General features: G+C 70.7%; 22 protein-coding genes. 17 read left to right on the top strand and 5 right to left on the bottom strand.

What is annotated here, in order from left to right; translation table 11 throughout:
* Genes WDZ95_RS07915 through WDZ95_RS07905 form a run of 3 tightly spaced genes read left to right on the top strand, consistent with a single transcriptional unit; the run spans position 1 to position 3249 of the window.
* Positions 1 to 255: a Fis family transcriptional regulator gene (locus WDZ95_RS07915; protein ID WP_166227471.1), complete on the top strand. Its 255-nt coding sequence runs from the start codon at positions 1 to 3 to the stop codon at positions 253 to 255.
* Between the two features lie 26 nt (positions 256 to 281).
* Positions 282 to 1868 carry a bifunctional phosphoribosylaminoimidazolecarboxamide formyltransferase/IMP cyclohydrolase gene (gene purH / locus WDZ95_RS07910; protein WP_425777527.1) on the top strand — a complete coding sequence of 529 codons (1587 nt, stop codon included), beginning with the start codon at positions 282 to 284 and terminating at the stop codon, positions 1866 to 1868.
* A 7-nt stretch (positions 1869 to 1875) separates the two neighbouring features.
* On the top strand, positions 1876 to 3249 hold the full coding sequence (locus WDZ95_RS07905; protein ID WP_425777525.1) for an MFS transporter: 1374 nt from the start codon (positions 1876 to 1878) through the stop codon (positions 3247 to 3249).
* Between the two features lie 21 nt (positions 3250 to 3270).
* On the opposite strand, the gene hemL is transcribed toward WDZ95_RS07905, so the two are convergent.
* Together hemL and thiD are read right to left on the bottom strand one after the other, a co-directional pair.
* A complete protein-coding gene (gene hemL, locus WDZ95_RS07900; RefSeq protein ID WP_425777523.1) occupies positions 3271 to 4572 on the bottom strand; it encodes a glutamate-1-semialdehyde 2,1-aminomutase in 1302 nt (433 codons plus the stop codon).
* Positions 4573 to 4582: 10 nt separating this feature from the next.
* Entirely contained in the window at positions 4583 to 5521 is a 939-nt protein-coding gene (gene thiD, locus WDZ95_RS07895) for a bifunctional hydroxymethylpyrimidine kinase/phosphomethylpyrimidine kinase (protein WP_425777521.1), read from the bottom strand.
* 148 nt (positions 5522 to 5669) lie between these two features.
* On the opposite strand from thiD, the gene WDZ95_RS07890 reads away from it, so the two are divergent.
* From WDZ95_RS07890 to WDZ95_RS07865, 6 genes are all read left to right on the top strand, one after another.
* A complete protein-coding gene (locus WDZ95_RS07890) occupies positions 5670 to 5843 on the top strand; it encodes a rubredoxin (protein WP_166227467.1) in 174 nt (57 codons plus the stop codon).
* Between the two features lie 92 nt (positions 5844 to 5935).
* A complete protein-coding gene (locus WDZ95_RS07885; protein WP_420810286.1) occupies positions 5936 to 6331 on the top strand; it encodes a response regulator in 396 nt (131 codons plus the stop codon).
* Positions 6331 to 6696: a response regulator gene (locus WDZ95_RS07880; protein WP_166227466.1), complete on the top strand. Its 366-nt coding sequence runs from the start codon at positions 6331 to 6333 to the stop codon at positions 6694 to 6696. The genes WDZ95_RS07885 and WDZ95_RS07880 overlap by 1 nt, the downstream gene beginning before the upstream one ends.
* Before the next feature lie 28 nt (positions 6697 to 6724).
* Positions 6725 to 7264, top strand: a complete 540-nt coding sequence (locus tag WDZ95_RS07875; protein WP_425777518.1) for a chemotaxis protein CheW — start codon at positions 6725 to 6727, stop codon at positions 7262 to 7264.
* Between the two features lie 63 nt (positions 7265 to 7327).
* On the top strand, positions 7328 to 9586 hold the full coding sequence (locus tag WDZ95_RS07870; protein WP_425777516.1) for a methyl-accepting chemotaxis protein: 2259 nt from the start codon (positions 7328 to 7330) through the stop codon (positions 9584 to 9586).
* A gap of 39 nt (positions 9587 to 9625) precedes the next feature.
* Positions 9626 to 15631, top strand: coding sequence for an Hpt domain-containing protein (locus tag WDZ95_RS07865; RefSeq protein ID WP_425777514.1), 6006 nt, complete (start codon positions 9626 to 9628; stop codon positions 15629 to 15631).
* A 114-nt stretch (positions 15632 to 15745) separates the two neighbouring features.
* On the opposite strand, the gene WDZ95_RS07860 is transcribed toward WDZ95_RS07865, so the two are convergent.
* On the bottom strand, positions 15746 to 17227 hold the full coding sequence (locus tag WDZ95_RS07860) for a cryptochrome/photolyase family protein (RefSeq protein ID WP_425777512.1): 1482 nt from the start codon (positions 17225 to 17227) through the stop codon (positions 15746 to 15748).
* A 15-nt stretch (positions 17228 to 17242) separates the two neighbouring features.
* Here WDZ95_RS07860 and WDZ95_RS07855 point away from each other — a divergent pair, with 15 nt between their 5' ends.
* The 6 genes from WDZ95_RS07855 to WDZ95_RS07830 are packed head-to-tail and all read left to right on the top strand — an operon-like array spanning position 17243 to position 21751.
* A complete protein-coding gene (locus WDZ95_RS07855; RefSeq protein ID WP_166227461.1) occupies positions 17243 to 17833 on the top strand; it encodes a YqgE/AlgH family protein in 591 nt (196 codons plus the stop codon).
* Positions 17817 to 18242, top strand: a complete 426-nt coding sequence (ruvX, locus tag WDZ95_RS07850) for a Holliday junction resolvase RuvX (protein ID WP_166227460.1) — start codon at positions 17817 to 17819, stop codon at positions 18240 to 18242. Before WDZ95_RS07855 ends, ruvX begins: the two co-directional genes overlap by 17 nt.
* Positions 18239 to 18754: a bifunctional pyr operon transcriptional regulator/uracil phosphoribosyltransferase PyrR gene (gene pyrR / locus WDZ95_RS07845; RefSeq protein WP_287468720.1), complete on the top strand. Its 516-nt coding sequence runs from the start codon at positions 18239 to 18241 to the stop codon at positions 18752 to 18754. The genes ruvX and pyrR overlap by 4 nt, the downstream gene beginning before the upstream one ends.
* On the top strand, positions 18751 to 19713 hold the full coding sequence (locus WDZ95_RS07840) for an aspartate carbamoyltransferase catalytic subunit (protein WP_166227458.1): 963 nt from the start codon (positions 18751 to 18753) through the stop codon (positions 19711 to 19713). The genes pyrR and WDZ95_RS07840 overlap by 4 nt, the downstream gene beginning before the upstream one ends.
* The gene (locus WDZ95_RS07835) at positions 19710 to 21008 is read left to right on the top strand and encodes a dihydroorotase (protein ID WP_425777508.1); all 1299 of its coding nucleotides are present in this window, start codon (positions 19710 to 19712) and stop codon (positions 21006 to 21008) included. Before WDZ95_RS07840 ends, WDZ95_RS07835 begins: the two co-directional genes overlap by 4 nt.
* Positions 21005 to 21751 (top strand): lysophospholipid acyltransferase family protein, encoded by a 747-nt coding sequence (locus tag WDZ95_RS07830; protein ID WP_425777506.1) that lies wholly within the window; start codon positions 21005 to 21007, stop codon positions 21749 to 21751. The genes WDZ95_RS07835 and WDZ95_RS07830 overlap by 4 nt, the downstream gene beginning before the upstream one ends.
* On the opposite strand, the gene WDZ95_RS07825 is transcribed toward WDZ95_RS07830, so the two are convergent.
* Entirely contained in the window at positions 21748 to 22938 is a 1191-nt protein-coding gene (locus tag WDZ95_RS07825; RefSeq protein WP_425777504.1) for a helix-turn-helix domain-containing protein, read from the bottom strand. The genes WDZ95_RS07830 and WDZ95_RS07825 overlap by 4 nt on opposite strands.
* Before the next feature lie 172 nt (positions 22939 to 23110).
* Between WDZ95_RS07825 and WDZ95_RS07820 the strand changes: the two genes are divergently transcribed.
* Positions 23111 to 25243 carry a PQQ-dependent dehydrogenase, methanol/ethanol family gene (locus WDZ95_RS07820; protein ID WP_425777502.1) on the top strand — a complete coding sequence of 711 codons (2133 nt, stop codon included), beginning with the start codon at positions 23111 to 23113 and terminating at the stop codon, positions 25241 to 25243.
* Between the two features lie 57 nt (positions 25244 to 25300).
* Here the strand turns inward: WDZ95_RS07820 and WDZ95_RS07815 are convergent, their stop codons facing one another.
* Positions 25301 to 25945, bottom strand: a complete 645-nt coding sequence (locus tag WDZ95_RS07815) for a glutathione S-transferase (RefSeq protein WP_425777500.1) — start codon at positions 25943 to 25945, stop codon at positions 25301 to 25303.
* A gap of 112 nt (positions 25946 to 26057) precedes the next feature.
* On the opposite strand from WDZ95_RS07815, the gene WDZ95_RS07810 reads away from it, so the two are divergent.
* Positions 26058 to 26459, top strand: a complete 402-nt coding sequence (locus WDZ95_RS07810) for a DUF2946 family protein (protein WP_425777499.1) — start codon at positions 26058 to 26060, stop codon at positions 26457 to 26459.
* Positions 26460 to 26476: the final 17 nt, after the last annotated feature.

The following is a 26476-nucleotide window of genomic DNA, read 5'->3' as shown; positions in this document are numbered from 1 at the left end:
ATGAGCAACAAGAAGCACCCCTCGGGCAACCCGCTGGACGCCTGCGTCCGCGACAGCCTGCAAGCCTATTTCCGTGACCTCGACGGCACCGAGCCCGCGAACCTGCACGACATGCTGGTGCGCGCGGTCGAGCGCCCGCTGCTCGAGGTGGTGATGGAGCAGGCGCAGCACAACCAGTCGCGCGCGGCGCAATGGCTGGGCCTCAACCGCAACACGCTGCGCAAGAAGCTGCTCGAGCACGGCCTGATCGACTGACCCTTTTTCTTTTCCTCCGAACTCCCATGCGCGCCCTTCTCTCCGTTTCCGACAAGACCGGCATCGTCGATCTCGCCCGCTCGCTGCACACGCTCGGCGTGCAACTGCTGTCCACCGGCGGCACCGCCAAGCTGCTGGCCGAGCAGGGCCTGCCCGTGACCGAGGTGGCCGAGGTCACCGGCTTTCCCGAGATGCTCGATGGCCGCGTGAAGACGCTGCACCCCAAGGTGCATGGCGGCCTGCTGGCGCGCCGCGACCTGCCCGAGCACATGGCCGCGCTCCAGGAACACGGTATCGCCACCATCGACATCCTGGTGGTCAACCTCTACCCCTTCGAGGCCACCGTGGCCAAGCCCGGCTGCACGCTGGCCGACGCGATCGAGAACATCGACATCGGCGGCCCGGCCATGGTGCGCAGCGCGGCCAAGAACTGGCGTGACGTGGCCGTGCTCACCGACGCTTCGCAGTACGCGGCCGTGATCGACGAGCTCAAGGCCGGCGGCACGCTCTCGCTCAAGACGCGCTTCGCGCTGTCGGTCGCCGCCTTCAACCGCATCAGCCAGTACGACGGCGCGATCAGCGACTACCTCTCGGCCATTGAATTCGACGAGGCCGCCGAGGTGCCCACGCGCAGCGCCTACCCGGGCCAGTCCAACGGCCGCTTCATCAAGCTGCAAGACCTGCGCTACGGCGAGAACCCGCACCAGACCGCGGCCTTCTACCGCGACCTGTACCCCGCGCCCGGCTCGCTGGTCACCGCGAAGCAGTTGCAGGGCAAGGAGCTTTCGTACAACAACATCGCCGACGCCGACGCGGCCTGGGAATGCGTCAAGAGCTTCGACGCGCCGGCCTGCGTGATCGTCAAGCACGCCAACCCCTGCGGCGTGGCCGTGGGCGAGGGCCCGCTTCAGGCCTACCAGAAGGCCTTCCAGACCGATCCCACGAGCGCCTTCGGCGGCATCATCGCGCTCAACCGCCCGCTCGACGGCGCGGCGGCCGAGGCCATCAGCAAGCAGTTCGTCGAGGTGCTGATGGCGCCCGGCTACACGCCCGAGGCGCTCGCCGTGTTCAAGGCCAAGGCCAACGTGCGCGTGCTGCAGATCGATCTGCCGCCCGGCGGCCCCACGGCCTGGGACAAGGGCCTGAACCTGAGCGACGTCAAGCGCGTGGGCTCGGGCCTGCTGATCCAGAGCGCCGACAACCACGTGCTGCAGCGCGAAGACCTCAAGGTGGTCACGAAGCTGCAGCCCACGGCGCAGCAGCTCGACGACCTCATGTTCGCCTGGAAGGTGGCCAAGTTCGTCAAGTCCAACGCCATCGTGTTCTGCAAGGACGGCATGACCATGGGCGTGGGCGCGGGCCAGATGAGCCGCCTCGATTCCGCGCGCATCGCGAGCATCAAGGCCGAACACGCCAAGCTCTCGCTCCAGGGCACGGCGGTGGCCAGCGACGCCTTCTTCCCCTTCCGCGACGGCCTCGACGTGGTGGTGGACGCGGGCGCGAGCTGCGTGATCCAGCCCGGCGGCTCCATGCGCGACCAGGAGGTCATCGACGCCGCGAACGAGCGCGGCGTGGTGATGGTGTTCTCCGGGGTGCGCCATTTCCGCCACTGAGCGTTCCTTGCCCGACGGCCTGCCGCAGCCGCAGCGCCGCTGGGCGGTGCTCGTGATCCTCGTGGGCATCGCCATGGCGGTGCTCGACAGCACCCTGGTCAACCTCGCGCTGCCCACGCTGGCGTCCGATTTCGGCGCCCCGCCCGAGAGCGCGATCTGGGTGGTCAACGCCTTCCAGCTCGCGGTGCTGTGCGTGCTGCTGCCGCTGGCCTCGCTCGGCGACCGTCTGGGCTACCGGCGTGTGTACCTCGCGGGCACGGCGCTGTTCACGCTGGCCTCGCTGGCCTGTGCGCTCGCGCCCAGCCTGTTCTGGCTGGCGGCCATGCGCTTCGTGCAGGGCCTGGGGGCCGCCGGCATGATGAGCGTCAACCTCGCGCTGGTGCGCGCCACCTATCCGCGTGCGCTGCTGGGGCGCGGCATCGCGCTCAATTCCATGGTGGTGGCCTCGGCCTCGGTGCTCGGGCCCTCGCTCGCGGCGGCGGTGCTGTCGGTGGCCGACTGGCCCTGGCTGTTCGCGGTGAACGTCCCCGTGGGCCTGTGGCTGCTGTGGATGGGCGCGCACGCGCTGCCGGACCATGCCGGCGCGGTGGCGAGCCGGGTCGGCCCGCTCGACGTGGTGCTGAATGTGCTCACCTTCGGGCTGGTGTTCCTCGGGGTCGACGCGCTGGCCACGGGGCAGGGCGCGCACGGCGGCTGGCTGCGCGGCGACCTGGCCGCCGCCCTGCTGGTCGCGGGCCTGCTGGTGGGCGCGGTGTATGTGCGGCGGCAACTGGTGCAGGCCACGCCCCTGCTGCCACTCGACCTGTTGCGCATCCGTGTGTTCGCCTTGTCCATGTGCACCTCGGTGAGCGCGTTCAGCGCACAGATGCTGGCCTACGTGTCGCTGCCCTTCCTGTTTCTCGACCTGCTGCGCCGCAGCCACTGGGAAACCGGTCTGCTGATGATGGCCTGGCCGGTCGCGACCATCGCGGTGGCGCCGTTCGCGGGCCGCCTGATCGGGCGGGTGCCGGCCGGTCTGCTGGGCGGCTTGGGCCTGGGCACGATGTCGCTGGGCCTGGCCTTGCTGGCCGTGTTGCCCGACACCGCAGGCGTGCCGCGCATCGTCGTGGGCCTGCTGTTGTGCGGGGCGGGCTTCGGCCTGTTCCAGTCGCCCAACAACCACACCATCGTGACCTCGGCGCCGGCCCATCGCAGCGGCGGCGCCGGGGGCATGCAGAGCGCCGCGCGCCTCACGGGTCACCTGATCGGGGCCATGGCCGCGGCCACCGTGTTCAGCCTGTGGCCGCCCGCGCAGGGCCACGGGCCTTTCGTGGCCCTGGGCCTGGCCGCCGGCCTGGCCTGCCTGGCCGGGGCTTTCAGCCTCACGCGGCTGGCGCGCTGAGCGCGCCGCGGTGGCCGGCGCTCAGCGCGGCAACTGGCGCAAGGCCTCGCGCGCGGCCGACAGGGTGTCGGCGATGTCCTGCTCGCTGTGGGCCGCGCTCACGAAGCCGGCCTCGTACAGCGCCGGGGCGATGTACACGCCGCGATCGAGCAGGCCGTGGAACAGCGCGTTGAAGCGCGCGCCGTCGGTCTTCATCACGGTCTGGTAGTTCTGCGGCAGCTCGGGCATGAGGAAGAAGCCGAACATGCCGCCCTCGCTGTCGCCGCAGAAGGGCACGCCGGCCGCCTGTGCTTCGGCCGTCAGGCCGTCGACCAGCGAACGCGTGCGCGCCGACAGGGCGTCGAAGAAGCCGGGCTTGCGGATCTCGGCCAGCGTGGCCAGGCCGCAGGCCGTGGCCACCGGGTTGCCCGAGAGCGTGCCGGCCTGGTAGACCGGACCCAGCGGCGCGAGCTGCTCCATCACCGCGCGCTTGCCGCCGAAGGCGGCCAGCGGCATGCCGCCGCCAATGACCTTGCCCATCACCGTCATGTCGGGTTCGAAGCCGGGGATGAGTTTCGCGTAGACGCTCTGCGCGCCGCCCAGCGCCACGCGGAAACCCGTCATGACCTCGTCGAAGGCCAGCAGGGCGCCGTGCCTGGTGCAGAGCTCGCGGCAGCGCGTCATGAAGGGCACGCTGGCGCGCACGAAGTTCATGTTGCCCGCGATCGGCTCGATCATCAGGCAGGCGATGTCGGCGCCGTGCTCGGCGAAGGCGGCCTCGAGCTGCTCGAGGTTGTTGTATTCGAGCACCAGGGTGTGCTGCACCACCTCGGGGGGCACGCCCGCGCTGGTGGGGTTGCCGAAGGTGGCCAGGCCCGAGCCGGCCTTGACCAGCAGCGCATCGGCGTGACCGTGGTAGCAACCCTCGAACTTGACGATCTTCTTGCGGCCGGTGGCGCCGCGCGCGAGGCGGATGGCGCTCATGCCGGCCTCGGTGCCCGAGCTCACCAGGCGCACCATCTCGAGGCTGGGCACGAGTTCGACGATGGCCTCGGCCAGCGCCACTTCGCGCTCGGTGGGGGCGCCGAACGAGAAGCCGTCGAGCGCGGCCTTCTGCACTGCCTCGACCACCGCGGGGTGGCCGTGGCCCAGGATCATCGGGCCCCAGGAGCCGATGTAGTCGATGTAGCGCCGGCCGTTGGCGTCCCAGAAGTGGGCGCCCTGGGCGCGTTGCACGAAGCGCGGCGTGCCGCCCACGGCGCGGAAGGCGCGCACGGGCGAGTTCACGCCCCCGGGAATCAGCGCCTTGGCGCGCTCGAACAGTTCGGCATTGCGGTCGGTCATGGGCGATCGGTCAGTGGCGGGTGGTGTCGAGGGGGAAATCGTCGGCGTCGAGCGTGCTGTCCGACGCGGGTTCGGCGGCCGGGGCGTCCTCGGGCTCCTCGTCGTCGTCGTGGGCCCAGAACAGGCGGTCGGGCACGGCATTGCCCATGCCGGGCTGGAAGCCCGCGTCCAGGCACTGGTCGAGGTAGGTGAGCGCTTCGGCGCAGGCGTTCTGCAGGTCGGCGCCGCCCGCGATCAGCGCGCACAGCGCGGCCGACAGCGTATCGCCGGCGCCGCTGAAGGTGGCTTCGAAGCGCTCGTAGCGCGCGGTGGCGAGCACGGTTTCGGGCGAGGCCAGGTGGCTTTCGAGGAACTGGTCGGCGGCGTTGAAGCCGGTCACCAGGGTGTACGACACCCCATGCACCGCGGCGGCGCGGGCCACCTCGCGCGGGCCGGGCGGGCGGTCGCCCTCCCAGTCGGGCAGCAGCCAGCGCGACAGCGTGCTGTGGTTGCCCACCAGCACCGTGGTCTGCGACAGCAGCAGTTCGGTGCAGGCGTCCAGGTAGGTTTCGATTTCGAGCTCGTCCCACCAGGAGAGGTCGGGCATGTAGGTGATGACCGGCACCTCGGCGTAATCGCTCGTGATCTGGGCGATCGCGCTCAGGTTCTCGGGCGTACCCACGAAGCCCACCTTGAAGGCCTGCACGGGCATGTCTTCGAGAGCGCAGCGCGCCTGGTCGAGCACGGCCTCCTCGTCGAAGGCGATGTGGTCGCGCACCGCGGTGGTGTCGCGCACGTAGGTGCCGGTGACCACCGGCAGCACATGGGCCGAGGCGCTGGACATGGCGGTGAGGTCGGCGCTGAGGCCGCCCGCGCCGCTCGGGTCGTTGGCGTTGAAGCTCATGACGCACGGCAGCGAGGCCTCGCCGGGCTGGTCGGGGGAGACGGGTTCGGAAGGGGAGGAGGACATGGTGGGGGATCGTGGGCCGGGGTGGCTCAACCCGTGGCGTGCCGAGCACGCGTCAGTGTCGCGTCCATTCGCCTGAGAAATTGCGCCGCAGAGCGCTTGAACAGGCTAGATACAATTCTTGCATTCTACGATACCGCCTCTAGTAACCATGACCGATAGCAAGACTTGGATGTGCCTGATCTGTGGCTGGATCTACGACGAAGCCGCGGGTGCACCCGAGCACGGCGTTGCGCCGGGCACCGCATGGGCCGACGTGCCCATGAACTGGACCTGCCCCGAGTGCGGCGCCCGAAAAGAAGACTTCGAAATGGTGCAGATCTGACCGGTTGACGGGCCCTCGCTCGATAACCGGTTTTCCGTGTGACGGGGTGGGCTGGCCACGCCGTCACGGATGGTTTGAGGAGCCCGTCCATCGTGAGCGCAACGTCCGCCCTGAAGGTTCTTGTCGTCGACGACAGCAACACCATCCGGCGCAGTGCCGAGATTTTTCTGAAGCAGGGCGGCCATGAGGTCCTGCTGGCCGACGACGGCTTCGACGCCCTGGCCAAGATCAACGACTACCAGCCCGATCTGATCTTCTGCGACATCCTGATGCCGCGCCTCGACGGCTATCAGACCTGCGCCATCATCAAGCGCAACGCCCGCTTCGCCGGCATTCCCGTCGTCATGCTGTCCTCCAAGGACGGTGTCTTCGACAAGGCCCGCGGCCGCATGGTCGGCTCGCAGGACTACCTCACCAAGCCCTTCACCAAAGACCAGCTGCTGCAGGCCGTGCAGCAGTTCGGCGTGCAATTCAACGGAGTGTCCTGATGCCCATCCAGAAGATCCTCGTCGTCGACGATTCCAAAACCGAACTCATGGTGCTCTCGGACCTGCTGAGCAAAAACGGCTACACGGTGCGCACCGCCGAGAACGCCGACGAGGCCTTCCGTCGTCTTGGCGAGGAAAAGCCCGACCTGATCCTGATGGACGTGGTGATGCCCGGCCAGAATGGTTTTCAGCTCACGCGTGCCATCACGCGCGACCCGCAGTTCTCGAGCATTCCCATCGTCATGTGCACCAGCAAGAACCTGGAAACCGACCGGGTCTGGGGCATGCGCCAGGGCGCTCGCGACTACGTCACCAAACCGGTCAACGGCGAAGAGCTGCTGTCCAAGATCCGCGCGCTCGCCTGAGCGCCCACGGGAACCCGATCCACCCAGCATGCCCAAACGACAGTCGCTCAAGGAACTGCAGGAACGCCTGGCGCAACGGCTCACGGCCGCCAAGACCGAGTCCGTGACCGCGACCTGGCTGGCCCTGGAGGCCGGCGGTCAGCGGCTGCTGTTGCCCCTGGTGCAATCGGGCGAAATCTTTCCCTGGTCGACGGTGCAGCCCGTGCCGTACACCAAGCCCTGGTACGTCGGCGTGGCCAACCTGCGCGGCGGCGTGCACGGCGTCATCGACCTCGCGGCCCTGCTGCGCGGCGATGCGGCGCGCAGTCCCGTGCGGCCTGCCGAACGCATCACCTCCGATTCGCGCCTGGTGAGCCTGCACGGCGCCCTCGGCCTCAACGCGGTGCTGTGGATCGACCGCCTGCTGGGCCTGCGCAACCCCGGCGCCTTCCGCGCGGTCGCCGACCGCCCGGCGGACGCGCCGCCGTACGCCACCCGCGTGCTGATCGATGAGAGCGGACAGTCCTGGCTCGAACTGGACCTGCAACTGCTCGTCAACGAGCCCGAGTTCCTGGCCATAGCGGCCTGATGTCGATGCCGTCGCACGGCACACCCTGTATCCGTCACCCGTTCTGAGTTGGAAGGTAATCACATGGCCACGCTGGATCGCTTTCAGGGTCTTTTCTCCAAGAAGGGCAAAGACGCCGACGAGCCCGACCTGTCGAAGGCGACCGACCTGGACATCGCCGAGATCGCGGCGGCCCGGCTGGCGCCCGACGACAACGGCGGCGACCTGGGCGACAACCTGCTGATCACCGACGACGACGGCGACGCCCCCAAGGAAGCGCTGGTCTCGCTGCCGCTGCTGGGCCGCAAGCCCGCCGAACAGCACCAGCGCACGCTCGCCGTGCTGCTCGCGCTGGCGCTGCTGGTGCTCGGCGGCATCACCTTCTTCATCCTGAGCCAGACCAACAAGGTCAGCCAGCAGGTGGCGGCCAGCGGTCAGGCCCTGATGCAGTCGCAGCGCCTGGCCAAGAGCGTGTCGCAGGCCCTGGTGGGCAGCCCCTCGGCCTTCCCGGAGGTGCGCGAGAGCTCCACCGTGCTGGCCGCCAGCGTGCGCGGCCTCAAGCAGGGCGACAACACCATGGGCCTGGAGCCGCTCGGTGGCGAGCTGGGCAGCTCGCTCGAGCCGCTGATGGCGCCGGTGGACGACGCCGAGCGCAACGCCGCCACGGTGCTGGGCCAGCAGGCCACGCTGACCCAGGTGGGCACGGCGCTGCGCACCATCAACCGCCAGTCGTCCGACCTGCTCGAGATCGCCGAGACCATCGCTTCGCTCAAGCTGCAGCAGAACGCGCCCGCGGCCGAGATCTCCGCCTCCGGCCAGCTCGTGATGCTCACGCAGCGCATCGGCAAGTCGGCCAACGAATTCCTCACGCTCGAGGGCGTGAGCCCCGAGGCCGTGTTCCTGCTCGGCAAAGACCTGATCACCTTCAAGGAGGTCAGCGAGGGCCTGCTCAATGGCAGCCAGGAACTGCGCCTGGCGCCGGCGCGCGACGAGCAGGTGCGCGAGCGCCTGCGCGCGCTGCTGCAGGCCTACGAAGCCACCCGCACCGAGGCCGGCGCCATCCTGGGCAACCTGCAGGGCCTGGTGTCTGCGCGCGAAGCGCAGGCCGCCATCGTGGCCGACAGCGAGAAGCTGCGTGTGGGCCTCGAGAAGCTGCAGCAAGACCTCTCGGGCCGCTCGGGCCTGGGCGCCGGCTCGCTGCTGGCCCTGGCGCTGTCCGCGGCCTTCGCGCTCGCCTGCGCCGGCGGCCTGGCCTACGTGCAGCTGCAGGACAGCCGCCAGCGCCAGCTCGTGGCCGAATCGCAGCGGCTCGCTGCCGAGGCGCAGGAGCAGGAAGCCAAGCGCGTCAACGACGCCAACCAGGCCGCCATTCTTCGCCTCATGAACGAACTGCAGACGGTGGCCGAAGGCGACCTCACGCAGGAAGCCACCGTGACCGAGGACATCACCGGTGCCATCGCCGACTCGGTGAACTACACGGTGGAAGAACTGCGCTCGCTGGTGGGCAACGTGCAGGCCACGGCCACGCGCGTGGCGCAAACCACGTCGGCGGTGGAAAACACCTCCACCGAGCTGCTCGCCGCCTCCACCGAACAGCTGCGCGAGATCCGCGAAACCGGCCAATCGGTGCTCGACATGGCGCAGCGCATCAACCAGGTGTCCAACCAGGCGCAGGAATCGGCCGATGTGGCGCGTGCCTCGCTGAGCGCCGCCGAATCGGGCCTGAAGGCCGTGCAGGACGCCATCGGTGGCATGAACGCCATCCGCGACCAGATCCAGGAAACGTCCAAGCGCATCAAGCGCCTGGGCGAGTCCTCGCAGGAGATCGGCGAGATCACCGAGCTCATTTCCGACATCACCGAACAGACCAACGTGCTGGCCCTGAACGCCGCCATCCAGGCCGCGTCGGCCGGTGAAGCGGGCCGCGGCTTCTCGGTGGTGGCCGAAGAGGTGCAGCGCCTGGCCGAACGCTCGGCCGACGCCACGCGCCAGATCGCGGCGCTCGTGAAGGCCATCCAGACCGACACCCAGGACGCCGTGGCCGCCATGGAGCGCTCCACGCAGGGTGTGGTCGAGGGGGCCAAGCTGTCCGACAACGCGGGCACCGCGCTGTCCGAGATCGACCGCGTGTCGCGCCGCCTGGCCGACCTCATTGAACAGATCTCGAACGCCGCTTCGCGGGAAGCCGAATCGGCCAACGAGGTGGCGGGCAACATCCAGCACATCTTCGCGGTGACCGAGCAGACCGGTGAGGGCACGCGCTCCACGGCCCAGCAGGTGCGAGAGCTGTCGGCCATGGCCGAGGAACTGCGCCAGTCGGTGGCGCGGTTCAAGATCGCCTGACATCCCGCCCCTGTGTTCCGCTGACCCACTGATCACACCATGGCCGAAGCGACCGATTCCGTTCTCCAGGACCTCCCCGTTGCCGACCTGGGCCCGCTGGCCTGGGTCTTCGAGGAACTGCGCAAGTCGCTCGACGGTGCGAACAAGGCGATCCGGCGTTTCGTGCGCGAGAACGATCAGGCACGCCACAGCGACCTCGAGGCCGTGGACCCGGCGGCGCTGCGCATCGCGCGCCAGCAGCTGCACCAGGCGGTGGGCGCGCTCGAGGTGGTGGGTCTGGCGGCGCCGGCCCAGGTGCTGCGCGCCATGGAATCGGCGGTGCAGCGCTTCGTGCAGAAGCCCGACACCTGCAACGAAGACGCGGCGGGCCGCGTCGAGCGCGCGAGCTTCGCGCTGATCGAATACCTCGAGGCGGTCCTCAACCACAAGCCGGTGCAGCCGGTGGCCCTGTTCCACCAGTACCGCGAGGTGCTCGAGGTGGCGGGCGCCGAACGCATCCACCCCGCCGATCTGTGGGACGCCGACCTGCGCCACCTCGATCTGCCCGCGCCCGAGGGCGTGAAGCCGCTCGAACCGGCGCCGGCCGTGCGCTCGCTGTTCGACCGCCTGATCCTGTTGGCCGTGAAGACGCAAAGCGTGGCGGCCTGCCAGCAGCTCTCCAAGCTCTGCGCCGGCCTGTCGGCCGGGGCGGGCGAGCCGCGCCAGCGCACCTTCTGGCGGGTGGCCGCGGCCTTCTTCGAGGGTGTGGCCTCGCACGGCCTGGGCTTCGACGTCTACGCGAAACGCGCCACCTCGCGCCTGCTCATGCAGTTCGGGCAGCTCGCCTCGGGCTCGGCCCAGGTGTCGGAAACCCTGCTGCACGACCTGCTGTTCTTCTGCGCCCAGACGCCCGTGCGCGAGGGCCAGCCCTCGGCCCACCTCGGGCCGGTGCGCGCGGCCAGCGGCCTCGACGCCTACCGCGCGGCCGACTACCACCAGGCCACGCTGGGCCGCTACGACCCCGCGGTGCTGGCCCAGGCGCGCAAGCGCATGAACGCCGCCAAAGAGGCGTGGTCGCTGTTCTCGGGCGGCGACAGCTCGCGCGCGCGCCAGGTGGTCGATCAGTTCGGCCTCATCGGCGAATCGCTGCTGCGCCTGCACCCGGCCAGCGCGCCGCTGGCCGCGGCCCTGGTGAAGGCCACCGACCGCGCCGTGAACGAGCCCGGCGGTGCGCGCCCCGAGCTGGCGATGGAAGTCGCCACCACCACCCTTTACCTCGAAGCCGCGTTCGACGACTTCGACCCGACCGACCCCGCGCTGGCCACGCGCACGCAAGACCTCGCCGATCGCCTCAACGGCGTCATCGACGGCCAGCCGCCGCGCCCGCTCGACGACTGGATGGAGCAGCTCTACCGCCGCGTGAGCGATCGCCAGACCATGGGCAGCGTGGTCGACGAGCTCAAGGTCTCGCTGGCCGAAGTCGAGAAGTCGCTCGACCACTTCTTCCGCCACCCGAACGAAAAAGGCGGCCTGCACGTGGCCGCCACGCAGCTTGCCCAGATGCGCGGCGTGCTCTCGGTGCTGGGGCTGGACCACGCGGTGCAGGCGGTCGCGAGCATGCGCAACCGGGTCGAGCAGATCCTCGACACCGAGGTCGACGAAGGCCGCGCGCGCGAGGCCGGCACCTTCCAGCAGCTCGGTGACAACCTGAGCTCGCTGAGCTTCCTCGTCGACATGCTCAGCTACCAGCCGGCGCTGGCCAAGAAGCTCTTCGTGTACGACGAAGCGCAGGGCGGCCTGGTGGCGCTCATGGGCCGCGCGAGCGTGGGTCGCGACCGCGCGCCCGCGGCCCAGGCCGACGCCGAGGCCCTGCAGGACGGCGTGCGCGACGTGGTCGACAGCGTCTTCGGCGGCATCGACGACCTCAGCGGCCTGAGCCAGCAGCTCGGCTCGCTGGCCGAGCAGGCCGCGCTGGCCGAACAGCCGTCCATGGCCAAGGCCGCACGCGAGGCCGCCGAGGCCGTGGTGCGCGACGACGCGCTGCAGGCCGCGCAGGCCCTCGTGGGCCTGACCGAGGTCGCCTCGGCCGCGCAGGCCGCGCCCGCCGAAACGCCGGCCGCCCCGGCAGGCGACGCCGACGAGGGCGACGAAGGCGAACTGCTCGACATCTTCCTGGAGGAGGCGCGCGAGGTCGTGGCCAATGGCCGCGAGGCCATCGCCCGCCTGCGCGACGACGGCGCCGACCTCGACCACCTCACGACCCTGCGCCGCGCCTTCCACACGCTCAAGGGCAGCTCGCGCATGGTCGGCCTCAACGAGTTCGGCGAGGCCGCCTGGGCCATGGAGCAGTTGCTCAACGCCGTGCTGGCCGAACAGCGCGCGGCCAGCGACGCCTTGCTGGGCCTGTCGGGCGAGGCGCTCGACCGCTTCGAACAATGGGTGCAGGCGATCGGCGCGCAACAGGCCGACACCTGGCGTTCGCACCCCTTCCGCGTGAGCGCCGAGGCCCTGCGCGAGCAGGGCGTGTGGGTGCCCATCCGCACCACGGTGAGCGCGTTCGCGCCGCTGCCCGAGCCGGTGGCGGACGGGCCGGCCGTGTCCGAGCCGCTCCTGGCCGAACCCGTCGTGTCCGAACCGCTGGCGCCCGAACCGCTGGCGCCCGAGGCGATCGCCCCGACCGAGGCGCTGCCCGATCACGAACACGCGCCGCTGCTCGCCGACACCGACCTCGACCTGCTGGCCGCGATGCCTGTGGCCGAGCCCGAGCCCGAGCCCGAGCCCGAGCCCGTGTCCGAGATGTCCGTGGCCGAGCCCGAACCCGTGTTGTCCGCCGCCGAGCCTGAGCCCGAGCCCGAGGCCTCCGCCGAACCCGGCCCGGACCGCCGCGTGATGCCCGAGTTCGACGCCATCGAAGACTTCCCGCGCGACGCGGTGGAGTCGGGCTTCGCGGACATCGAACAAATCGAACTCACCGAGCCGCCCGTGGTCGAGCCGCTGCCGCCCGAAGTGGTCGTGGCCGAGGCCGCGGCGGCCGAGTCGCCCGACGAACAGGTGCGCGAGATCGGCCCGCTGCGCATCGGGCACAAGCTCTACAACGTGTTCCTCAACGAGGCCGACGAATGGTCGCGCCGGCTCGGCACCGTGCTGTCCGAGTGGGCGCTTGAAACCCATGCGCCGCTGCCCGAGCCCGCCGAGGCCCTGGCCCATTCGCTGGCCGGCGCGTCGGCCACGGTCGGCTTCGATTCGCTGTCGGGCGTGTCGCGCGCGCTCGAACACGCGCTCGAGGCCGTGGCCGCGCGGCAGAACACCGGCACCGTCGCGGCGCCCGCGCTCGGCGCGGTGTTCGTGGCCGCGGCCGACGACATCCGCCGCCTGCTGCACCAGTTCGCGGCCGGTTTCCTCAAAGAAGCCGATCCCCAGGTGCTCGCCGAGCTGCAGCGTGTGCTGCACGAGCCTGAAGCCTTCGAGGCCCCCGCGGCGCCCGTGGCGGCCAATGGCCACGACGCGGTGTTCCTGCAACTGACCGACGAGGTCGAGCTGCTCGCGCACGACGACGCGCCCGAGGACGGCGCGCCCGAGCCCGAACCCCTGGCCGAACCGCAACCGCTGCCCACGCCCGAGCCCGAGCCGGTTTCGACCGGCTGGGGGGCGCTGGCGCCCGAGCCCCTGGCCCCGCTCGCACCGGCCGAGCCGGTGCCCTCGGTCCACCAGGACATCGACGACGACATCGACGCGGTCGACACCATCGACGTCGACCTCTTCCCGATCTTTGCCGAGGAAGCGCAGGAGCTGCTGCCCCAACTGGCCTCGGCGCTGCGCCAGTGGGTCGCGCGGCCCGACAACACCAGCGCGCGCGGCGAGGTGCTGCGCACGTTGCACACCATCAAGGGCAGCGCCCGCCTGGCCGGCGCGCTGCGGCTGGGCGAAATGGCCCACCGCATGGAGACCGCGGCCGAGCGCCTGGGCTCCGATGTGCAGCGCTCCAGCGACGTGCAGGTGCTGCAGGAGATTTTCGACGCCATCAACGCGCGCTTCGAGCAGCTGCGCCACCCCGACGCCGCCACCGGCGCGGTGGTGCAGTCGCTGCCCGAGGCCGTGCCGCCCGAAGCCCCTGTGGCCGCGCCGGCCGAGGCCGCGCCCGCGCCCGTGCCGGGCACGCCGATCGGTCCGCAGTTCGTGGCCCCGGTGGCGCCCGCGCAGCTCGCCACGCGCAGCGGCGCTGCCGTGCGCGTGCGGCCCGAGCTGCTCGACCGCCTGGTGAATCAGACCGGCGAGGTGATCATCTCGCGCTCGCGCATGGAGGCCGAGATCCTCACGTTGCGCACCTCGCTCAAGGACCTCACGGGCAACCTCGACCGCCTGCGCCAGCAGCTGCGCGACATCGAGCTGCAGGCCGAGAGCCAGATGCAATCGCGCCTGGCCCAGGCGCGCGACGTCAACCAGTCGTTCGACCCGCTCGAGTTCGACCGCTTCACGCGCGTGCAGGAGCTCACCCGCATGATGGCCGAGTCGGTGAACGACGTGGCCACGGTGCAGCGCAACCTGCAGCGCGCGGTGGAAGCCACCGAAGACAACCTCGTGGCCCAGGCGCGCCAGACGCGCGAGCTGCAGCGCGACCTGCTGCGCACGCGCATGGTGGAGTTCGAAGGCATTTCCGAGCGCCTGTACCGCGTGGTGCGTCAGGCCTCCAAGGAAACCGGCAAGCAGGTGCGCCTGGACATCGCGGGCGGCAACATCGAAATGGACCGCGGCGTGCTCGACCGCATGACCGGCGCCTTCGAACACCTGCTGCGCAACCACGTGGCGCACGGCATTGAAGCCCCGGAGCGGCGCGAGCAGCAGGGCAAGCCGGCCGAAGGCCGCATCGAGATCCGCCTGCAGCAGGAACTCAACGACGTGTCGCTGGTGTTCGCCGACGACGGCGCGGGCATCGACACCGCGCGCCTGCGCGAAAAAGCCGTGGAAGCCGGCCTGCTGGCTACCGACACGGTGCTCGACGACGCCCAGGCCGCGCAACTGATCTTCGAGCCCGGCCTGAGCACCGCCCGCGAGGTGTCCGAGCTCGCGGGCCGCGGCATCGGCATGGACGTGGTGCGCAACGACGTGCTCGCGCTCGGCGGCCGCATCGAGACCGCCACCCGGCCCGGCCAGGGCACCGAGTTCAAGCTCGTGCTGCCGCTCACCACCGCGGTGACGCAGGTGGTGATGCTGCGCGTGGGCGAGCTGGCTTTCGGCGTGCCCTCCAACGTGGTCGAGATCGTGCGGCGCCTGTCGCCGGCCGAGCTGCAGGCCGCCTACGCGAGCGGCCAGCTGCCGCACGGCGGTGAAGACGTGCCCTTCTACTGGGGCGGCGCGCTGCTGCAATCGTCCGCGCAGTCGCAGGAAACGCACCGCACGCTGCCCGTGGTGATCTTCCGAAGCGCCGCGCAGCGCGTGGCCATGCACGTCGACGAGGTGCTGGGCAACCAGGAAGTGGTGGTCAAGAACCTGGGCTCGCAGCTCTCGCGCCTGCCCGGCCTGGCCGGCATGTCGGTGCTCGCCTCGGGCGCGGTGGCACTGATCTACAACCCGGTGGCGCTGTCCACCGTGTACGGCCCGCAGGTGGCCGACTGGGTGCGCGCGCAGCAGGCCCTGCCGCAACAGGCCGGGGCCGTCGCCGACAACCCCGCCGACGCCGCGATGGCGCACGTGCCGCTGGTGCTGGTGGTCGACGACTCGATCACGGTGCGTCGCGTCACGCAGCGCCTGCTGCAGCGCGAGGGCTACCGCGTGGCGCTCGCGGCCGACGGCCTGCAAGCCCTGGAACGCCTGCAGGCCGAGCGCCCGAGCGTGGTGCTGTCCGACATCGAGATGCCGCGCATGGACGGCTTCGACCTGGTGCGCAACATCCGCAACGACGCGCGCCTGAGCGACCTGCCGGTGGTGATGATCACCTCGCGCATCGCCGAGAAGCACCGCGAACACGCGCGCGAACTCGGGGTGGACCACTACCTGGGCAAGCCGTACTCCGAAGAGGAACTGCTCGCGCTCGTGGCCCGCTACGCGCGCGCCACGGCCGACGCCTGAGCCCGGCCGTACGGCGCAGAGCCCGTCAGGCCGCCGCGCCGGGCCGCCCCAAGCAAGGCCTCGCCCCCTCGGGGGGCAGCGACGACACGCAGTGCGGAGCGTGGGGGCGCATGCTCAGGCCGGGTTCTGTTTTTTCACGACCGCGTAGCGCTCCAGCGTTTTCTCGCGCGCCGCCGCGTGGTCCACGATGGGCAGCGGGTAGGTCTCGCCCAGCGTGATGCCCGCGGCCGCGAGCTCCACCGCGTTGGCCATCCAGGGCGCGTGGATCGCGGCGTCGGGCAGGCCTGCCAGCTGCGGCAGGTAGCGGCGGATGAAGCGGCCCTGCGGGTCGAACTTCTCGCTCTGCGTCACCGGGTTGAAGATGCGGAACCAGGGCTGCGCGTCGCAGCCGGTGGATGCGGCCCACTGCCAGCCGCCGTTGTTGGCCGCGAGGTCGAAGTCGATCAGCTTCTCGGCGAAGTAGCGCTCGCCCCACTGCCAGTGGATGCCGAGGTCTTTCACGAGAAAGCTCGCCACCACCATGCGCAGCCGGTTGTGCATGTAGCCGGTCTGGTTGATCTGCGCCATCGCCGCGTCCACCAGCGGGTAGCCGGTGCGGCCCTCGCACCAGGCCTGGAACTTCGCCTGTGCGGCCTTGCCGTGTTCGAAGCGCACCGCGTCGTACTCGGGCTTGAAGCTGCGCTCGACCACGTGCGGGAAGTTGGCCAGGATCTGGTGGTAGAAGTCGCGCCAGACCAGCTCCGACAGCCAGCTCGTGGCCCCGGCATTGCCCTGCTGGTGCAGCAGGTGCGCGGCCGAGGCCAGCGCGCGCACCGACACCGTGCCGAAGCGCAGGTGCACGCTGAGGTAGCTCGGGCCCTTGACGGCCGGGTAGTTGCGGGCCTCGGTGTAGCCGTCGATGCGCTGCAGGAAATCGTCGAACAGCGCCTGCGCGCCGGCCTCGCCCGTGGGCATGGGCAGCTTGGACAGGTTGGTCGGCTCAAAGCCGATGTCGGCCAGCGTGGGCACGGGGCGGTTCAGTGTCTCGGGCAGCGGCGCGAGCGCGCCTGCGTGGCGCTCGATCGGGTAGGCCTTGAGGTAGAAGGGCGTGAGCGCCTTGAGCCAGGCGTTCTTGTAGGGCGTGAAGACGCCGAAGGCCTGGCCGGCCTGGGTCAGCACCTCGCGGCGCTCGAACACCACGTGGTCCTTGAAGCTGCGCAGGATCACGCCCTGGTGCGCGAGCTCGCCGAACACGCGCGCGTCGCGCGCCAGCGCCGCGGGCTCGTCGTCGTGGTTGGTGAACACCGCCTGCACCTGCAGGCGCTGCGCGAGTTCGGGGATGGCCCGGGTGGCGGGCGCGTGCAGCACGATCAGGCCGGTGTCGGCGTGGCCGTGGGCGGCGCCCAGGGCACGCAGCGAAGCGTCCAGCCCCACCAGCGATTCGCGGATGAACTCCACCCGGCGGTCGGCACGCGGCAGCGGATCGAGGATGTCGCGGTCGAACACGAACACGCACCACACACGCCGGCAGCGGCGCAGGGCGTGGTGCAGGGCCGCGTTGTCGCTTGACCGCAGGTCGCGACGGAACCACATCAAACCGCTGTCGAATTCGCTCATCCTAAAATCGCCTTTATGGCCGCCGATTCTGCTCCGATCAACCTGACCCACCATTTCCTGATCGCGATGCCCGGCTTGAACGATGAGCTTTTCGGGCGCAGCGTGGTGTTCATGTGCGAGCACAGCGAGCGCGGCGCCCTCGGCCTGGTGATCAACAAGCCCAGCGACATCCTGCTGCCGCGCCTGTTCGAGAAGGTCGACCTCAAGCTCAACCGCGAAGACCTCATGGACCTGCCCGTGTTCCAGGGCGGCCCGGTGCAGACCGAGCGCGGCTTCGTGCTGCACGAGGCCGTGAGCGGCCCCGAGGACACGGTCTACGCGTCCACCCTCACCATTCCCGGCGGGCTGGAGATGACCACCTCCAAGGACGTGCTCGAGGCCATGTCCTCGGGCGCGGGCCCGCGCCGCGTGTTCGTTTCGCTGGGTTATGCCTCGTGGGGGCAGGGCCAGCTCGAATCGGAGATTGCCGAGAACAGCTGGCTCACCGTGCCGGCCGACGTCGACCTGATCTTCGACGTGCCGGTGGCCGAGCGCTACGAGCGCGCGCTCGCGCTGCTCGGCCTGCACCAAGCCTGGAGGCTCTCGCCCGATGCCGGCCACGCCTGACGCCGCGGCCAGCGCGGCGACCACCACGGCCCAGACCTTCCTGGCCTTCGACGTCGGCACCCAGCGCACCGGCGTGGCCAGCGGCAACCGCCTCACGCGCAGCGCCACGCCGCAGGCCACCATCGTGGCCCAGGGCGATGCGCGGCTCGAACACGCGGCCGCGCGCATCCACGAATGGCAGCCCGACGCGCTGGTGGTGGGCGTGCCCTTCCACCCCGACGGCGCGCCGCACGCCAACACCGCCATGGCGCAGAAGTTCGCGCGCCGCCTGCGCGGGCGCCACCGCCTGCCGGTGTTCGAGGTCGACGAGCGCTACAGCACCACCGAAGCGCACGCGCGCGGCGCCAAAGACGCCGACGCCGAAGCCGCCTGCATCATCCTGGAACAGTTTCTGAGGAGCCTGCCTTGACCCAGACCGCCGCCCCGCCCGACGCCGAGGCGCTCTACACCGAACTGCTGCGCCAGGTGCGCGAGCGCGTGCAGGCCGAACCCGGGCTGCAGCTCGTGGGCATCGCCAGCGGCGGCGCCTGGATCGCCGCAAGGCTGCACGCCGACCTGGGCCGCCCCGGCGCGGTGGCGGTGATCTCGTCGTCCATGCACCGCGACGACTTCGCGCAGCGCGGCCTCGCGCGCAGCGTGCAGACCCACATCCCCTTCGATGTGAATGGCGCCAGCGTGCTGCTGGTCGACGACGTGCTCTACACCGGCCGCACCGTGCGCGCCGTGCTCAACGAGCTCTACGACCACGGCCGCCCCGCGCGCGTGGCGCTCGCGGTGCTGGCCGACCGCGGCGGACGCGAACTGCCCATCGCCGCCGACCTGTGCGCCGCGCGCGTGACCGTGCCCGCGGGCGCCTCGCTCGAGCTCGCGCAAGGCGAGGGCGGGCGGCTGCGCTTCCTGCTGGAGGACCGGACCTCATGACCACCCGACGCAACCCCCAGCTCAACAAGAACGGCGAGCTGATCCACCTGCTCTCCACCGAGGGCCTGTCGCGCGACATCCTCACGCACATCCTCGACACCGCGGCCGGCTTCACCAGCGTGAGCAACCGCGAGGTCAAGAAGGTGCCGCTGCTGCGCGGCAAGAGCGTGTTCAACCTGTTCTTCGAGAACAGCACGCGCACGCGCACCACCTTCGAGATCGCGGCCACGCGCCTGAGCGCCGACGTCATCAACCTCGACATCGCGCGCAGTTCCACCGCCAAGGGCGAGTCGCTGCTCGACACCATCGCCAACCTGAGCGCCATGGCCGCCGACATCTTCGTCGTGCGCCACAGCGAGTCGGGCGCGCCCTACCTGATCGCGCAGCACGTGGCCCCGCACGTGCACGTGGTCAACGCGGGCGACGGGCGCCATGCGCACCCCACGCAGGGCCTGCTCGACATGTACACCATCCGCCACTACAAGAAGGACTTCACCCAGCTCTCGGTGGCGATCGTGGGCGACGTGCTGCACTCGCGCGTGGCGCGCTCCGACATCCACGCGCTCACCACGCTGGGCTGCCCCGACGTGCGTGTGGTGGGCCCGCGCACCCTGGTGCCCGGCGACCTGTCCCACATGGGCGTGCGCGTGTGCCACACGCTCGAAGAGGGCATCAGGGGCTGCGACGTGGTGATCACCCTGCGCTTGCAGAACGAGCGCATGAGCGGGGCGCTGCTGCCTTCGAGCCAGGAGTACTTCAAGAGCTTCGGCCTCACGCCCGAGCGCCTGAAGTGGGCCAAGCCCGACGCCATCGTGATGCACCCGGGCCCGATCAACCGCGGCGTCGAGATCGACTCCGCCGTGGTCGACGGCCCGCAGAGCGTGATCCTGCCCCAGGTCACTTTCGGCATCGCGGTGCGCATGGCGGTCATGGGCATCGTCGCGGGGAATGAAGCATGAAGATCCTGATCCAGAACGGCCGCGTGATCGACCCGGCCAGCGGGCGTGACGAGATGGCCGACGTGGCGATCGCGGCCGGTCGCATCATCGCCATCGGCCAGGTCGCGGCCGACTTCCATCCCACGCGCGCAATCGACGCCAGCGGCTGCGTCGTGGCGCCGGGCCTGGTCGACCTGGGCGTGCGCCTGAAAGAGCCCGGCCAGGAACACGCGGGCATGCTCGAAAGCGAAACCGCCGCGGCCGTGGCCGGCGGCGTCACCGCGCTGGTCACGCCGCCCGACACCGAGCCCGTGCTCGACGAGCCGGGCCTGGTGGACATGCTCAAGTTCCGCGCCGAGAAGCTGCACCGCTCGCGCGTGTTCCCGCTGGGCGCGCTCACGCGCGGCCTGCAGGGCGAGGTGCTCACCGAGATGGCCGAGCTCACCGAGGCCGGCTGCGTGGGCTTCGGCCAGGCCGAGGTGCCGATCCAGAACACCCAGGTGCTGCTGCGCGCGCTGCAGTACGCGGCCACCTTCGGCTACACCGTGTGGCTGCGCCCGCAAGACCTGTGGCTGGGCAAGGGCGTGGCCGCGAGCGGCCCGCTGGCCACGCGCCTGGGCCTCTCGGGCGTGCCGGCCGCGGCCGAAACCATCGCGCTGCACACGCTGTTCGAGCTCATGCGCGGCATCAAGGGCGGCGTGCACGTGCACCTGTGCCGCCTGAGCAGCGCGGCCGGCGTGGCCCTGGTGCGCGCGGCCAAGGCCGAAGGCCTGCCCGTGACCTGCGACGTGAGCGTGCACAACCTGCACCTCACCGACGTGGACATCGGCTTCTACGACAGCCGCTTCCGCGTGCAGCCGCCGCTGCGCCAGCAGCGCGACCGCGACGCATTGCGCGCCGCGCTCGCCGACGGCACCATCGACGCGCTGGTGTCCGACCACAACCCCATCGACAGCGACGCCAAGACCCTGCCGTTCGCCGAGGCCGAGCCCGGCGCCACCGCGGTGGAGCTGCTGCTGGGCCTGGCCTGCACCTGGGCGCAGCAGGAAGGCCTGGGCCTCATGCAGGCGCTGGCCGTGCTCACGCAGGGGCCGCAGCGCGTGCTGGGCGCCAGCCTGGGCACGCTGCAGGCCAGCGTGGGCCAGCTCGCGGTGGGCGGCGCGGCCGACGTGGTGGTGTTCCACCCCGACGCGCCCTGGACCGTGACGCCCGCGGCGCTGCGCAGCCAGGGCAAGCACACGCCCTTCGAGGGCCACGAGCTGCCGGTGTCGGTGCGCGCCACGCTGGTGGGCGGGCAGGTCGCGTTCTCGGCATGAGCCACCTGCGTGCGCTCGGCCGCACCGCCCGCGCCCTGGCCCACGTGGTGCGAGGGCTGTGGATCATCCGCACCGAATTCGGCCGGCTTAGCCACAGCCAGAGCCAGCTCGTGGTGCGCGAGTGGTCGCGCCGCATGCTGGCCATCATGGGCATCGAGCTCGTCGTGGAGGGCGAGGTGCCCGCGCACGGCCCGCTGCTGCAGGTGTGCAACCACATCTCGTGGCTCGACATCCTGGTGATGAACGCGGCGCACCCGAGCCGCTTCGTCTCCAAGGCCGACGTGCAGGGCTGGCCGCTGCTGGGCGCGCTCATCACGGGCGCGGGCACGCTCTACATCGAACGCGCGAGCCGGCGCGACGCCATGCGCGTGGTGCACCGCATGGCCGAGCGGCTCGGCGCGGGCGACGTGATCACCGTGTTCCCCGAAGGCACCACGGGCGACGGCCAGACGCTGCTGCCCTTCCACGCCAACCTGCTGCAGGCCGCGATCTCGGCCAGCGCGCCCGCGCTGCCCATGGCGCTGCGCTACGTCGATCGCGGCACCGGCCAGCGCCACGCCGGGCCGGTCTACATCGGCGACGACACCCTGGTGGCCTCGGTGTGGCGCACGCTGCGCTCGGACACGGTGCGCGCGGTGGTTTGCTTCGGCACGCCGCAACGCGCCCACGGTCTGGACCGCCGCGACTGGGCGGCGAAGCTGCACGAGGCGGTGCAGCAGCTGCTCGAACGCCCGCCCGGTTAAACGTCTGCGGGGGGCGGCGCGCTGCCGGCGGCGTGTGCGCGCAAGCGCCGGTACAACAACCCGCGCGACACCCCGAGCTGGCGCGCCGCGCGCGCGATGTTGCCGCCGCAGGCGGCCACGGTCTCGGCGATCACGCGGTCGCGGTGGTTGTCGAGCGTGGCGGCCGGGGCCGTTGCGTTCACCGGCGCGGCGGGGGCGAGCATGGCTTCGGCCGGCTGCGCGGCGGCCACCGCGCGGTTGAAGTCCACCCCGTCGCCCTGGCCCAGGTGCGCGCGCACCCACACCGTGAGGCCGTTGGGCAGGCGCAGCGCGCGCGGCACGCTTTCGCGGTGCAGGGCCAGCAGCGTGTCCAGCGGCACGCCGAACACCTCGGCCGCTTCGGGCAGCAGCGCGGCATCGGCGCCCGTGAGGCGCCGGGCCACCGGGTTGAGCCAGGCCAGCCGGCCTGCGATGTCCACGCCCGCCAGGCCTTCGAGCGGCGTGTCGAGCACCTTGGGGTTGGCCTGGAACTGCAGCACCAGGTGCGCGGGCGACTGCATGCGCAGCAGGCGGTTCTCGATGGTGCTCGCGTAGAGGCCCACAAGCGCGGCGGCGTCGAAGCCGAAGGGCGCGCCTTCGATGGACACGTCGAGCACGCCAGCCAGGCGGCCGTGCACGTCGCGGATCGGCGCGGCCGCGCAGTGCAGGTGCTGCAGCATGGCGTGGTAGTGCTCGGCGCCGTTGACGGTGCAGGCGATGGCCGCGCGCGCCACGATGCCCGGCGCGGTGGTGCCGATCTCGCTTTCGGCCAGGTTCACGCCCACGCGGCTGGCCACCTGCATCAGCGGCTGCGCCACCGAGCCCAGGGGCGCGCTGGCGTGAATCACCACGCCTTGCGCGTCGGTGAGCAGCACACGGCAGTTGGTGCCGCTGAGGGCGGTGGCGAGCTGTTGCAGTTCCTCGTTGCCGGCCTGCAGCAGCTGGCGGTTGCGCATCAGGCTCGCGTGCATGCGGCTGCGCGTCACCGGGTCGAAGCCGATCGGGTCCTGCGCGTTGCGGCGCGCCGCGGTGCAGCGCATCCACGACTGGATGACCGCCTCGTTGACCAGGCCCGTGGGGCGTTCGCCTTCTTCGAAAAAGCGCTGCCGCGCGAGCGCGGTGCGCTGTTCGGCGGTCTGGAAGAACAGGGGGCGGCTGGGCGGCGTCATGGTCGCGGCGGTGGCTGACCGGGCCAGTATGGCGGCGCTGCGCCCCGGGGGATTGCGGGAAATCCCTGCGCCGTGTTCCAGGATGGAACAGAACACCTGCGGGAAATCCCGGGGGTGATGCTGCAGCGCACGCTGCGGAACATGCGAATCCGGTCACACCGAGGAGACAAACATGACAACCCCACCCCGAAGAACCGGCCGCGGCCTCGCATGGCTGCTGGCCACGGCGCTCGCCATGCCGCTCGCTGCGCAGGCCCAGTCCGCCGCGCCCAAAGGCTCGGCCGCACACATCAGTGCGGCCACGCAAAAGGTCAACGGCGGCTTCATCGCCAGCAACGCGCGCACCACAAACGACTGGCCCACGCACGGCCTCGACTACGCCGAGACCCGGCACTCCAGGCTCGACCAGATCCACACCGGCAACGTGAAAGACCTGGGCCTGGTCTGGTCCTACAACCTCGAGTCCAAGCGCGGCGTCGAGTCCACGCCGCTGGTGGTGGACGGCATCATGTACGTCACCGCCTCGTGGAGCGTGGTGCACGCGATCGACGTGCGCACCGGCCAGCGCATCTGGACCTACGACCCGCAGGTGCCGCGCGAGGCCGGCTTCAAGGGCTGCTGCGACGTGGTCAACCGCGGCGTGGCGCTCTACGAAGGCAAGGTCTACGTGGCCGCCTACGACGGCCGCCTGGTGGCGCTCGACGCCGCCACCGGCCAGCGCCTGTGGGAGAAGGACACCATCATCGACCGCCGCTTCAGCTACACCATCACGGGTGCGCCGCGCGTGGTCAAGGGCAAGGTCATCATCGGCAACGGCGGCGCCGAGTACGGCGTGCGCGGCTACGTCACGGCCTACGACGCCAAGACCGGTGAGCAGAAGTGGCGCTGGTTCACGGTGCCCGGCGACCCGAGCAAGCCCTTTGAGGACGAGTCCATGGCCAAGGCGGCCAAGACCTGGGACCCCGCGGGCAAGTGGTGGGAGGCGGGCGGCGGCGGCACGGCCTGGGACGCCATGGCCTTCGACCCCGAGCTCAACCTGCTCTACATCGGCACCGGCAACGGCTCGCCCTGGGCGCACAAGAAGCGCAGCCCCGCGGGCGGCGACAACCTGTACCTCGCGTCCATCGTCGCGCTCAACCCCGACACCGGCAAGTACGTGTGGCACTACCAGGAGACGCCCGGCGACAACTGGGACTTCACCTCCACGCAGCCCATGATCCTGGCCGACCTGGTGCTCGACGGCAAGAAGCGCAAGGTGGTGATGCACGCGCCCAAGAACGGCTTCTTCTTCATCATCGACCGCACCAACGGCCAGTTCATCTCGGCCAAGAACTTCGTCGACGTGAACTGGGCCACGGGCTACGACAAGAGCGGCCGGCCGATCGAGACGGAGATTGCACGCAAGGGCGACCGCCCGCGCGAGGTGATCCCCAGCGCCTACGGCGCGCGCAACTGGCACTCGATGTCGTACAACCCCAAGACCGGTCTGGTCTATATGCCGGTGCAGGGTGTGCCGATCTCGCTCGTGGACAACAAGGACTGGTCGTTCAACGGCGTGCGCCCCGGTGAGCCGCACAGCAACATGGGCTGGAACCTCGCCATGTTCGCCAACGTCGAGCCGCCCACCAGCAAGCCCTTCGGCCGCCTGCTGGCCTGGGACCCGGTGAAGCAGCAGGCGAAGTGGGCGGTGGAACACGTGTCGCCCTGGAACGGCGGCACGCTCACCACCGCGGGCAACCTGGTGTTCCAGGGCACGGCCGACGGGCGCTTCATCGCCTACAACGCCACCAGCGGCGAGAAGCTCTGGGAAACGCCCACGGGCACCGGCGTGATCGCCGCGCCCACCACCTACATGGTCGACGGCAAGCAGTACGTGTCGATCGCCGTGGGCTGGGGCGGCGTGTACGGCCTGGCCTCGCGCGCCACCGACCGCCAGGGCCCGGGCACGGTCTACACCTTCGCGGTGGGCGGCAAGGCGCCGGCGCCGGCCTTCGTGGCCTACCAGATGAGCAAGCTGGTGGAAGGCGTGAAATACAACCCGCAGCACGTGCCCGAGGGCACGGCGCTCTACGTGAGCAACTGCGTGTTCTGCCACGGCGTGCCCGGCGTGGACCGCGGCGGCAACATTCCCAACCTCGGCTACATGGACGCGGCCTTCATCGAGAACCTCGACAAGTTCGTGTTCAAGGGCCCGGCGGTGGCGCGCGGCATGCCCGACTTCACCGGCAAGCTCAGCGCCGACGACGTGGAGAAGATCAAGGCTTTCATCCAGGGCACGGCCGACGCGATCCGGCCCAAGAAGTGAGATCGCGCCCCGGCGCCATGCCGGGGCCTGCCCACCGCCCCGGCCGCGTGCCGGGGCTTATTTTTTGGCGCGCGAGAGCATGAGCTCGGTGTTGGTCTTGCGGTCGGCGTTGATCTTCTGCACCGTGGGGCGCTCGCCCATGCGCTTGAGGTAGTCGCGCACCGGCAGATCGGCCAGGAAGTCGCGGCCGTAGACGATCTTGGTGGCGCTGCTCACCAGCGGCAGGTGCACCACGGCCGCGCAGTCGGCGATGGTGAAGGCCTCGCCCGCGATGAAGGGCGAGAAGGTGGTCAGCTGCGCGAAGGCCGCGATGTTCTTCTCGAGCTGCGGGCCGATCTTTTCCTTGGCGCTGTCGCTCACCTTGCCGCCGAAGAAGGCCTCGGGGTAGAGGTTGCGCGCCACCAGCTCCAGGTGCAGCTCCATGTAGCGCACGAGCTCGCGCACCTTGGCCGCGGCGAAGGGCTCGGCGGGCATCAGCGGCGGGTGCGGGTAGGCGTCTTCGAGGTACTCGAGGATCACCGTGGACTCCGACAGCGCGCCCTGCTCCGTCTTGAGGTAGGGCACCTTGCCCAGCGGGCTGCAGGTCTTGTCGGTCTCGCCGACCCAGGCCAGCTCTTCGGTGAAGGACACGCCTTTTTCGAGCAGAGCGAGCTTGACCTTGTTGTAGTAGTTGCTGGCCGAGAAGCCGCAGAGGGTGAGCATGGGTTTGTCTCCTGTGGAAGGTCGGGAATGGGCCCGCGCATGCTAACCACCGGCCCCGGGCGCGCCGGTCGCGCACCGGACGCGCCAGGGTCGGCCCGTAGAATCGCGCCCCATGTCCCTGCAACGCTGGCTGCGCAAGACCACCGCCTGGATCGCCCTGCTGGCGGTCTGCTTCGGTGCGCTCGCGCCCACGTTGTCGCAGGCCGCGCTGCAGGCGCGCGGCGGCGGCGCCGGCCACTGGGTGCAGATCTGCAGCGCCAGCGGCATCACCTGGGTGCGCGCCGACACCGGCCCGCAGGCCGCCGCCGACGAGGCCGGCGACCACCCGGCCGAGGCCGCGATCACCTGTCCCTGGGGCGTGGTGGCGGCCGGTGCGGCCCACCTGCCACCGGCCCCCGCGCTGGCCTTGCCCGAGGCCGCGCCCCATCCGCTGCCGCTGGCCCGGGCCCAGCGCGGCATCGCGGCCGCACCCAGCGCCCACGCGCCCGCGCGCGCGCCGCCCGCGGTCGTCTGAACGCTCTTCGCCCGGTA

The organism is Hydrogenophaga sp. T2 (assembly GCF_049843535.1).
In the GTDB taxonomy this organism is placed as follows: domain Bacteria; phylum Pseudomonadota; class Gammaproteobacteria; order Burkholderiales; family Burkholderiaceae_C; genus Hydrogenophaga; species Hydrogenophaga crocea.
This window is presented reverse-complemented; position numbering and strand designations above follow the sequence as displayed.